We start from the raw sequence: 779 nt of genomic DNA on the forward strand, positions 1-779 counted from the left end.
GCTCTACAACACCCGCGGCGAGGTGCCGGAAGGCGATGTGACCGTGCCGCTCGGCAAGGCGGCAACCCTGCGCGAAGGCAGCGATATCTCGATATTCGCCACCTCCAAGATGGTGGTCGAGGCACTGAAAGCCGCGGATCTTCTCGCAGCCGACGGTGTTTCGGCCGAGATCGTCGATCTCCGGTCGCTGCGCCCGCTGGATGTCAACGCCATCGTCGCCTCGATCGCGAAAACGCACCATGCCGTGGTGGTCAACGAGGGCTGGCGCTTTTGCGGCTACGCCGCCGAGCTTTCGGCAACGATCATGGATCACGCCTTCGACGAGCTGGACGCGCCGGTCGCGCGCGTCACGCTGCCGGACATGCCGATCCCCTATTCCGAGCCGCTGGAAACGGCGATGCTGCCAAGTGCCGAGAAGATCCGCACCGCCGCGCTGAAGACGCTGAAGTGACGGAGGCGGCGGCGATGGCGACCCATCCGATCAGCATCGACAGCGCCGGCGGCGAATACATGGAAGCCGTGCTGGTGATCGCCTGGGCGGTGAAGCCAGGCGATCCGGTCAAGGCCGGCGATCTGGTCGTCACCGTCGAGACGGCCAAGGCCGCGACCGAAATCGAAGCCGACCGCGACGGCTGGCTGGCTGAGATCTTCTTCGCCGAGGGACAGGAAGCGCCGGTGGGCGCCGTGCTCGGCACGATCGCGGACGAGAAACCGATAGTTGGCGAGAAGCTGATCGCTGGCCAATCCGCTTCGATCGCGCCGGCCACGGCGACGGCTGC

Annotated in this window: 2 protein-coding genes; both read left to right on the forward strand. The window is 66.4% G+C overall.

Annotated features, from left to right (window positions below; genetic code table 11):
- Positions 1-451 (forward strand): transketolase C-terminal domain-containing protein (locus EN991_RS38405; RefSeq protein ID WP_281058862.1); only part of this gene is annotated, 451 nt, incomplete at its 5' end.
- A 14-nt stretch (positions 452-465) separates the two neighbouring features.
- A partial coding sequence (locus EN991_RS38410) for a biotin/lipoyl-containing protein (RefSeq protein WP_348630524.1) occupies positions 466-779 on the forward strand: 314 nt, incomplete at its 3' end.

This window comes from Mesorhizobium sp. M7A.F.Ca.US.005.03.2.1 (genome assembly GCF_003997795.1).
GTDB classification, from domain to species: Bacteria; Pseudomonadota; Alphaproteobacteria; order Rhizobiales; family Rhizobiaceae; genus Mesorhizobium; species Mesorhizobium ciceri.